The organism is Stenotrophomonas sp. ATs4, from assembly GCF_051861585.1.
Classification (GTDB): domain Bacteria; phylum Pseudomonadota; class Gammaproteobacteria; order Xanthomonadales; family Xanthomonadaceae; genus Stenotrophomonas; species Stenotrophomonas maltophilia_AS.
In genome coordinates, this window is record NZ_JBLYPK010000001.1 from 424,512 (window position 1) to 433,986 (window position 9,475).

At 66.7% G+C, this 9,475-nt stretch carries 7 protein-coding genes and 1 pseudogene; all 8 read right to left on the reverse strand.

Annotation, left to right across the window (positions count from 1 at the left end):
• Positions 1-150: 150 nt before the first annotated feature.
• Positions 151-1,062: a UDP-3-O-acyl-N-acetylglucosamine deacetylase gene (gene lpxC / locus ABR323_RS02115; RefSeq protein WP_135272320.1), complete on the reverse strand. Its 912-nt coding sequence runs from the start codon at positions 1,060-1,062 to the stop codon at positions 151-153.
• A gap of 193 nt (positions 1,063-1,255) precedes the next feature.
• On the reverse strand, positions 1,256-2,491 hold the full coding sequence (gene ftsZ / locus ABR323_RS02120) for a cell division protein FtsZ (RefSeq protein ID WP_439448019.1): 1,236 nt from the start codon (positions 2,489-2,491) through the stop codon (positions 1,256-1,258).
• 161 nt (positions 2,492-2,652) lie between these two features.
• Complete coding sequence (gene ftsA, locus ABR323_RS02125; protein WP_005408083.1) at positions 2,653-3,888, reverse strand: cell division protein FtsA; 1,236 nt, start codon at positions 3,886-3,888, stop codon at positions 2,653-2,655.
• Between the two features lie 68 nt (positions 3,889-3,956).
• A pseudogene (locus tag ABR323_RS02130) lies at positions 3,957-4,634 on the reverse strand (cell division protein FtsQ/DivIB); the annotation flags it as partial.
• A complete protein-coding gene (locus ABR323_RS02135) occupies positions 4,631-5,593 on the reverse strand; it encodes a D-alanine--D-alanine ligase (RefSeq protein ID WP_439448020.1) in 963 nt (320 codons plus the stop codon). The pseudogene ABR323_RS02130 and the gene ABR323_RS02135, both read right to left, overlap by 4 nt.
• Complete coding sequence (gene murC / locus ABR323_RS02140; RefSeq protein WP_135272316.1) at positions 5,590-7,026, reverse strand: UDP-N-acetylmuramate--L-alanine ligase; 1,437 nt, start codon at positions 7,024-7,026, stop codon at positions 5,590-5,592. The genes ABR323_RS02135 and murC overlap by 4 nt, the downstream gene beginning before the upstream one ends.
• Positions 7,027-7,066: 40 nt before the next feature.
• A complete protein-coding gene (murG, locus tag ABR323_RS02145) occupies positions 7,067-8,155 on the reverse strand; it encodes an undecaprenyldiphospho-muramoylpentapeptide beta-N-acetylglucosaminyltransferase (RefSeq protein ID WP_439448021.1) in 1,089 nt (362 codons plus the stop codon).
• On the reverse strand, positions 8,152-9,474 hold the full coding sequence (gene ftsW, locus ABR323_RS02150; RefSeq protein WP_135272314.1) for a putative lipid II flippase FtsW: 1,323 nt from the start codon (positions 9,472-9,474) through the stop codon (positions 8,152-8,154). Before ftsW ends, murG begins: the two co-directional genes overlap by 4 nt.
• Position 9,475: the final 1 nt, after the last annotated feature.

Sequence of the window (9,475 nt, forward strand, 5' to 3'; positions counted from 1 at the left end):
CAGGCTTCCGATCCAACAGGTTCACAAAACCGTGATCTCGAACCCGCCTTGACGCTCCTCAAGCGCACTGAATGCGCGGCGAGCGCCTGAAACGACAACGCCGCCCTTGAAGGCGGCGCTTTTGTCTTTCAATTCAACAACCTATAAAGGTCAGGCGTACGCCGGAGTCGCGTACTCGACCGGATCCGGGGTGGCCGGCGAGTCGAAGCTGACCCATTCCCAGGCGGTGGCGTCGGCCATCAGCGCCCGCACCAGCTTGTTGTTGAGCGCGTGACCGGATTTGAAGCCCTCGTAGGCGCCCAGCACCTGGCCGCCGGCCAGATAAAGGTCGCCGATCGCATCGAGGATCTTGTGGCGCACGAATTCGTCGGCATAGCGCAGGCCGTCTTCGTTGAGCACGCGGAACTCGTCCAGCACGATGGCATTGTCCATCGAGCCACCCAGGCCCAGGTTGCGTTCGCGCATGTACTCCAGGTCGCGCATGAAGCCGAAGGTGCGCGCGCGGGAGATTTCCTTGGTGTAGGCCAGCGTCGAGAACTCGATTTCCTGGCGCGACTGCTTGGCCGGGATCATCGGGTGGTCGAACTGGATGGTGAAGCCCAGCTTGTAGCCTTCGTACGGGGTGAAGCTGGCGACCTTGTCGCCCTCGGTCACTTCCACGGTCTTCAGCACGCGGATGAAGCGCTTCGGCGCCTCCTGTTCCACGATGCCTGCCGACTGCAGCAGGAACACGAACGGGCCGGCCGAACCGTCCATGATCGGCAGCTCGGCCGAGGACAGTTCGACGATGATGTTGTCCACACCCAGGCCGGCCAATGCCGACATCAGGTGTTCGACGGTCTGGATCTTCGCGTCGTTGCAGGTCAGGCCGGTGCACAGGGTCACTTCGGTGACCAGTTCGGCCTTGGCCGGCACTTCCACGACCGGGTCCAGGTCCACGCGGCGGAACACGATGCCATGGTTGACCGGTGCCGGGCGCAGGGTCATGTAGACCTTGTCACCGCTGTGCAGGCCAACGCCGGTGGCGCGGATCGTGTTCTTGAGGGTGCGTTGCTGGATCATGGGGGATGGACCGGAAGTGACACATTAGATTAACACGCAGGGTCCCCTACCCTTGCTGAAACGCCGGCAGGACACACCGGCGCGCCAATGGGACGCGCGTGAAGCAGGGCGGCCGGGCCCATCCTGGCCCGGCGCCCGCGTTTTCAGGACATGGTGGCGCAACCCGGGGAGGACAAGCCCCGGGCCGCCCCGCTTAGTCCGCCTGGCGGCGCAGGAAGGCCGGGATGTCCAGGTAATCGTTCGGCAGTTCCGCCGCCGCCGGGGCCGAAGCCACCGGGGCCGACGGGGTGGAAGCGGCCGCAGTGTCGCTGCTGGCACGACGCAGACCCAGGCCCATGCCGCCCACAGCCTTGGACACGGCGTCGCCGCCATTGTCGAAGTCGCCGAATTCCGGCTGGCCGGTGGTGGCGTTGCGGACCAGCTTGATCGGCGCACGCTCGCCCGGACGCTGGGACTTGCTGGCCGACACGCGGTTCAGGCCGGTGGCGACCACGGTCACGCGCACTTCGTCCTGCATGTCCGGGTCGAGCACGGTACCCACCACCACGGTGGCGTCTTCGGAGGCGAAGCCATCGATGGTGCGGCCAATCTCGTCGAACTCGGCCATGGTGAAGTCGGCACCTGCGGTGATGTTGACCAGGATGCCGTTGGCACCGGCCAGGTTCACGTCATCCAGCAGCGGGTTCTGGATGGCCGATTCGGCAGCGGCCTGCGCGCGGTCATCGCCACGGGCGGTGCCGGTACCCATCATCGCCAGGCCCATTTCGGACATGACGGTGCGCACGTCGGCGAAGTCGACGTTGATCAGGCCCGGACGCACGATCAGGTCGGCGATGCCCTGCACGGCGCCCTGCAGCACGTCGTTGGCGGCACGGAAGGCCTGGATCATGGTCGCGTTGCGACCCAGCACGGTGATCAGCTTCTCGTTCGGGATGGTGATCAGCGAGTCGCAGTGCTGGCTCAGTTCTTCGATGCCCTTCAGCGCGACCTGCATGCGGCGACGGCCTTCGAACGGGAACGGCTTGGTGACCACGGCCACGGTCAGGATGCCCATTTCCTTGGCCAGCTGTGCCACCACCGGTGCAGCGCCGGTGCCGGTGCCACCGCCCATGCCGGCGGTGATGAACACCATGTCCGCACCCTGCAGCGCGTCCATGATGCGCTCACGATCTTCCAGAGCGGCCTGACGGCCGACTTCCGGGTTCGCGCCTGCGCCCAGGCCCTTGGTCACGTTGGTACCCAGCTGCAGCTGCAGCTTGGCACCACAATTCTTGATGGCCTGCGAGTCGGTGTTGGCGGTGATGAATTCCACGCCATCCACTGCCGAGTTGACCATGTGCGCCACGGCATTGCCGCCGCCGCCGCCCACGCCAACAACCTTGATCACCGCATTGGGTGCCATCTTTTCGATCAGTTCAAAATGCGCCATGTCCGTGTCCTCGTTGTATCCGCTTTCGATTGCATGGGCATTCGGGCGTCCTGCCTTCGTGCTGCATGCCGTCGTTGCGGCTGTGTGGGTTATGTGTTGCCGGTGTTGCGTCGTGTTGCTGGTATTGCAACCGGGCGAGCCCGGGTAGTGCAGGTTCCGCGTCAGAACTCGCCGCGGAACCAGGTCTTGAGTTTCTTGAACATGCTTCCCGCGCGCCCGGTCGGCAGCGACGGCCGGCGCGGGTGCTCGATCTGGCTGCCCATCAGCAGCAGGCCCACACCGGTGGCGTGCACCGGGTTGCCCACCACTTCGCCCAGGCCGGTAACGTGCTGCGGGATGCCCACGCGCACCGGCATCTGCAGCATTTCCTCAGCCAGTTCGACCACGCCTTCCATCTTCGAAGCGCCACCGGTCAGCACCATGCCGGCGCGCACCAGTTCCTCGAAGCCGGAGCGACGCAGTTCGGCCTGCACCATCTCGAAAATTTCCTCGTAACGGCCCTGCACCGCCTGCGCCAGCGAATGGCGCGGCATGCGGCGCGGCGGACGGTCGCCCACCGACGGCACCTGGATGCTTTCTTCGGCAGTGGCCAGCTGGGCCAGCGCGCAGGCGTAGCGCACCTTGATCTGCTCGGCTTCCGGAGTCGGCGTGCGCAGCATGTGCGCGATGTCGTTGGTCACGTGGTCGCCGGCGATCGGCAGCGAAGCGGTGTGGCAGATCGCGCCCTGCACGAACACCGCGATGTCGGTGGTGCCGGCGCCCATGTCGACCAGCACCACGCCCAGCTCGCGCTCGTCGGCGGTCAGCACCGCCACGCTGGAGGCCAGCGAGGACAGCACCAGATCGTCCACCTGCAGGCCGCAGCGCTGCACGCACTTGCTGATGTTGGCCGCGGCCGACTGCGCGCACACCACCAGGTGTGCATGCACTTCCAGGCGTACGCCAGTCATGCCGACCGGGTTGCGGATACCTTCCTGCGAATCGTCCAGCACGTACTCGCGCGGGATCGCGTGCAGGATCTTCTGGTCGGCCGGAATCGCCACCGCCTTGGCCGCATCAAGCACGCGATCCAGGTCACCCCAGGTCACTTCGCCGTCGCGGATCGGCACGATGCCGGGCGAGTTCTTGCACTGCACGTGGTTGCCGGAAATGGAGGCATACACCGAGCGGATCTCGCAGCCGGCCATCAGCTCGGCTTCTTCCACCGCACGCTGGATCGACTGCACGGTCGATTCGATGTCCACCACCACGCCACGCTTGAGCCCGCGCGATTCGTGCGAGCCGATGCCGATCACTTCGATCGGGTTGCCCGGCGAATACTCGCCCACCAGCGCCACCACCTTGGAGGTGCCGATGTCCAGGCCAACGATCAGCGATTTGTCACCCTTGCGATTCATGTTCTTTCCTGCGTGCTTCTGGCCGGGGTCGCCGGCGTTTTCGCCGACGTGGCCGGGGTACCCCAGCTCAGCGTGAAACCATTGGTGTAACGGAGGTCGGCGCGTTCGATCGGCGCGTCCTGACGGTTGAGCTGCGGCAGCACTTTGACGAAGCGCTGCATGCGCGAGCGCGCGTCGTCGCGGCCGACCACCACTTCGGTGCCATTGCTGAGCACCAGCGACCAGCTGCCCCGCGCATCCATCGTCACCCGGCGCACGTCCACGCCGGCCGGTGCGAACAATGCACGCGAGTCGCTGTACAGCTTCATCACTTCTTCGGTCTGGCTGTCCGGACCGTCCAGTTCGGGCAGCGCCAGGTCAGCCAGCTTCTTCGGCGTGGGGAACAGCTTGCCCTGCTCGGAAACCAGGCGGTCATTGCCCCAGCGCGCGAACGGCTTGTGCTCGACCAGGGTTACTTCGAGTACATCCGGCCACTGCTTGCGCACCCGCGCGCTTTCCACCCACGGCAGCTTTTCCAGCGCGTCCTGCGCATCCTGAAGCTTGACCGCGAAGAAGCCCGCATGCGCATACGGCAGCAGCACCTGCTGCAGCTGCTCGGCCGGTACCCGCTTGAACTCACCGTGCACGCGCAGCTTCGCCAGCGGCCAGCGCTCGGCGCCGACCCAGCCATTGACCACGGCCACCACCGGCAGTGCAACCACCGACAGGGCCAGCAGCCAGACGAAGATGCGCAGCACCGCGTTCATGCGTGCGAGGCCTCCAGGGTCTGTTCCAGCACGCGCCACACCAGCTCTTCGAAGCGGATGCCGGCCTGGCCTGCAGCCTTGGGCACCAGCGAATGGCTGGTCATGCCCGGCGCGGTGTTCACTTCCAGCAGGAAGAAGCGTCCGCTGTCACGGTCGCGCATCACGTCCACGCGGCCCCAGCCACGGCAGCCGGCGGCGCGGAATGCGGCCAGCGCGATGCGCCGGATCTCCTCCTCGTCGTCACCCTCCAGGCCCGGGCACAGATACTGCGTGTCTTCGGCGATGTACTTGGCGTTGTAGTCGTACCACTGGCCCTTGGGCACGATGCGGATCGACGGCAGCGCAACATCACCGAGGATGGCCACGGTCAGCTCATCGCCCACCACCATCTGCTCCATCAGCAGTTGGCCGTCGTAGCGCGCGGCCAGCGCCACGGCCTCGTCCAGACCGGCATCGTCGGTCACCCGGCTGATACCTACACTGGAGCCTTCGTTGGCCGGCTTGACCACCACCGGCAGGCCCAGTTCGGCGGCATTGGCGTGCACGTCCTCGGCGGTGACCTTTCGGTACTGCGGGGTCGGCAGGCCCAGCGACAGCCACACCTGCTTGGTGCGGATCTTGTCCATGCTCAGCGCCGAGCCCAGCACGTTGGAGCCGGTGTACGGCACACCGAAGGCGTCCATCAGGCCCTGCACGATGCCGTCCTCACCACCACCGTTGTGGCCGTGCAGGATGTTGAACACGCGGTCGATGCCACCGGCAGCCAGCGCCTTGGCAAGCGCCGGAATGCCATCCACCGCGAACGCATCGATGCCGCGCGACTGCAGCGCTTCGAGCACGTTGCGGCCGGAGTCCAGCGACACCTCGCGTTCGCTGGAGCTTCCGCCCAGCAGCACGGCGACGCGACCGAACACGGCCGGGTCGGTCACGCGCAGCGGCGGGAAGGTCAGCGTGCTCACGCCTCGCCCTCCGCCTTGAAACCTTCCACCGCAATGTGGCTTGCGACGGCACCGATGTCACCGGCACCCATCATCAGCAGCAGGTCACCATCCTGCAGCACGTCCGGCAGCACGCTGGCCAGCTCGGCAGCCTTGCCTACCACCACCGGCTCGCTACGGCCGCGCGCACGGATGGCCCGCGCCAGCGCATGCGAGTCGGCACCGGCGATCGGTTCTTCACCGGCCGGATAGACCTCGCTCAGCACCAGCGCATCGACGCTGGACAGCACGGCGGCGAACTTGTCGAACTGGTCCCGGGTACGGCTGTAGCGGTGCGGCTGGAAGGCCACGACCAGACGCTTGTCGGCCCAGCCACCACGGGCGGCGGCAAACACCGCCTCAAGTTCGCTCGGGTGATGACCGTAGTCATCGATGATGCGCACCTTGGCACCGCTGGCAGTGGTCACTTCGCCCAGATCATTGAAGCGACGGCCGACACCTGCGAAGGCTTCCAGCGCACGTGCGATCGCATCCGGTGCCACGCCCAGCTGCCAGCCCACTGCAGCGGCGGCCAGTGCATTGAGCACGTTGTGCTTGCCCGGCAGTGCCAGCACCACTTCCTGGCTGGTGCCCTGCGGCAGGCGCAGGGTGAAGCGCATGCGCGAACCTTCCTGCACCACGTTCTCGGCACGCACATCGGCCTGCGGGCTCATGCCGTAACTCATCACGTGGCGCGGGGTCTTGGCGGCCAGTGCAGCCACTTCCGGGTCATCGATGCACAGCACCGCCAGGCCGTAGAACGGCAGGCGCTGCAGGAATTCGGCGAACGCCGCCTGCACGCGGGCAAAATCGTTGCCGTAGTTTTCCAGGTGGTCGGCATCAATGTTGGTGATGATTGACATCAGCGGGTTCAGGCGCAGGAAGCTGCCATCGCTTTCGTCGGCCTCGGCCACCAGCCACTGGCCACCGCCCAGCTTGGCGTTGGCACCGGCAGCCAGCAGCTGGCCACCGATCACGAACGTCGGGTCCAGGCCACCTTCGCTCAGCACCGCGGCGGTCAGGCTGGTGGTGGTGGTCTTGCCATGGGTACCGGCCACGGCGATGCCGCGGCGGAAGCGCATCAGCTCGGCCAGCATCGCCGCACGCGGCATGATCGGAATGCGCTGGCTGCGCGCTTCCATCAGTTCCGGGTTGTCTTCGCGGATGGCGCTGGAGACCACCACGCAGTCGGTGCCCAGCACATTGGCCGCCGAGTGGCCGCGCATGATGCGCGCACCCAGGCTGGCAAGGCGGCGGGTCGCCACGTTGTCGGCGTTGTCCGAGCCGGACACCTCGTAACCCAGCGTCAGCATTACTTCGGCGATACCGCTCATGCCGGTGCCGCCGATGCCGACGAAATGCACGCGCGGGAACGCGCGCACCAGGTCGTTGGTGTCGTGCAGGCGACGGATCATGCGCGGCCTCGCGCAGGGCAGGCGCGGTGGCATGCCTTCTTCATACAGCTTCCTCGAGAATGATATCGGCGATGCGTTCGGCGGCATCGACCTTGGCCAGGGCACGCGCGGCTTGCGCCATCTGCATGCGGCGGGCGGGATTTTCGGACAGATCGCGCAGCAGTGCGGCAATGCCGTCGGCCAGCGTTCCGTCCTGCTTCAGCAAAACCGCCGCGCCGCGCTCGACCAGGTATTCCGCATTGCGGGTCTGGTGATCGTCGACGGCAGCGGGGAATGGCACCAGCACACTGCCGACACCGACCGCGCACAGCTCGGCCAGCGTCGAAGCGCCCGCGCGGCACACCACCAGATCGGCCCAGGCGAAGGCCTCGGCCATGTTGGCGATGAACGGGGTGATTTCAGCCTGCACACCGGCCTTGGCATAGGCCTCGACCGCTTCGGCATGCATCTTCTCGCCACTCTGGTGGCGCACCTGCACGGGTACGTCGGCGCCCAGCGCGGCAATGGCCTGAGGCATGCCGGTATTGAGTGCACGTGCACCCTGGCTGCCACCGACCACCAGCACACGCAGCGGCCCCTGGCGTTCGGCGAAACGCTGCTCCGGCGGCGCGATTGCAGCGATTTCCGCACGCACCGGATTGCCGACGAACTCCTCGCCCTTGGCGAAGGTGCCCGGGAAGCCGGTCAGCAGCCGGCGCGCATAGCGCGACAGGATGCGGTTGGTCATGCCCGGCGCACGGTTCTGCTCGTGCACGATCAACGGCAGGCCATGCAGGCGCGTGGCCATGCCACCGGGGCCGGAAGCGAATCCACCGAAGGCGACCACCGCACACGGCTGGCGCTTGCGGATGATCATGCCGGCCGCACGCAGCGCACGCATCAACCGCCACGGCGCGCCCAGCAGGGCCAGCTTGCCCTTGCCGCGCAGGCCGGTGATGGCCAGGGTGTCGATGGCGATATCGTGCTGCGGCACCAGGCGGGTTTCCATCGCGCCGTCGGCGCCCATCCAGGTGACCGGCACGCCACGCTCGCGCAGCACGCGGGCAACGGCCAGGCCGGGGAAGATGTGCCCGCCGGTACCACCAGCCAGGATCATCACCGGGCGCACGTTATCGGTGGCTGCGCTCATGACAGCCTCCCGAAGGTCGGTTCGATGCGTGACTGCAGGCGGCTGGTACCGCGTGCGGCGGCCGGACCTGCGGCGGCCACTGGCTCGGCACTCATCGGCACGCTGGCCGCAGCCGGTGCGGCCGGCGCGTCCACAGGTGCATCGGCCACGGCCTCGTCGCCACCGCCGATGCGCACTGCCTGGCGGCGCTCGGCACGCTTGAGTTCATAGGACACGCGCAGCAGCAGGCCCATCGCCACGCAGGTCATCAGCACCGACGAACCGCCGGAGGAGATCAGCGGCAGGGTCAGGCCCTTGGTCGGCAGGATGCCCAGGTTCACGCCGATCGAGACGAAGGTCTGCATGCTGATCCACAGGCCGATGCCGAAGGCGATATAGCCGGAGAAGTGGCGCTTCATTTCCACGCAGCGCATGCCCAGCCAAAAGGTGCGACCGACCAGCAGCGCGTACAGCGCCACGATCACGCAGGTACCCAGGAAGCCGAATTCCTCGGCGGTAACCGAGAAGATGAAGTCGGTGTGCGCTTCGGGCAGGTAGTACAGCTTCTGCACCGAGTTGCCCAGGCCGACGCCGGTCCATTCGCCACGACCCACCGCCATCAGCGCGTTGGACAGCTGGTAGCCGTCGCCCTGCTGGTCGGCCCACGGGTCCAGGAAGGAGGTGATGCGGCGCATGCGGTACGGCTCGATGATCGCCAGCGCGCTCATGCCGACCAGGCCGATGATCACCGGCATCGACATGCGCGGCATGTTCACCCCGCCCAGCACCAGCATGCCGGCGGTGATCGCCAGCAGCAGCGTCGACGAGCCGAAGTCCGGCTGCAGCAGCAGCAGCAGCACCAGCGCACCGGCCACGCCCAACGGCTTGAGCATTGCCGGCCAGGTGGCGTTGACTTCGTCGCGGAAGCGCACCAGGTAGCTGGACAGCCAGACGATGTACAGCACCTTCACCGCCTCCACCGTCTGGAACTTGGAGATGCCGAGGTTGATCCAGCGGCGCGCGCCGTTGACCGTGCTGCCCAGGCCCGGTGCGAACACCGCCAGCAGCAGCACGAAGCAACCCAGCAGCAGCATCTGGTTGTACTGCTCGATGGACTTCAGCTCGGTGCGGGCGGCAAGGACCGCCAGTACGATGCCCACCGCCAGGAAGATCAGGTGGCGGTTGAGGTAGTAGAACGGGCTGCTCATCAGAGCGATCGAACTGGACGCCACCATCACCACGCCGATGCCCGTGAGCGCGATGATCGCGCCCAGCAGCCACTTGTCGTAGCTGCCTTCGATGGCTTCAAGGCGTGTTGCCTGGCGGGACAGGTCGTTCATC

Excerpts from the sequence above, each read along its gene's own strand:
- lpxC (WP_135272320.1), bottom strand. The coding sequence starts at position 1,062 with ATGATCCAGCAACGCACCCTCAAGAACACGATCCGCGCCACCGGCGTT.
- ftsZ (WP_439448019.1), bottom strand. The coding sequence starts at position 2,491 with ATGGCGCATTTTGAACTGATCGAAAAGATGGCACCCAATGCGGTGATC.
- ftsA (WP_005408083.1), bottom strand. The coding sequence starts at position 3,888 with ATGAATCGCAAGGGTGACAAATCGCTGATCGTTGGCCTGGACATCGGC.
- murC (WP_135272316.1), bottom strand. The coding sequence starts at position 7,026 with ATGATCCGTCGCCTGCACGACACCAACGACCTGGTGCGCGCGTTCCCG.
- murG (WP_439448021.1), bottom strand. The coding sequence starts at position 8,155 with ATGAGCGCAGCCACCGATAACGTGCGCCCGGTGATGATCCTGGCTGGT.
- ftsW (WP_135272314.1), bottom strand. The coding sequence starts at position 9,474 with ATGAACGACCTGTCCCGCCAGGCAACACGCCTTGAAGCCATCGAAGGC.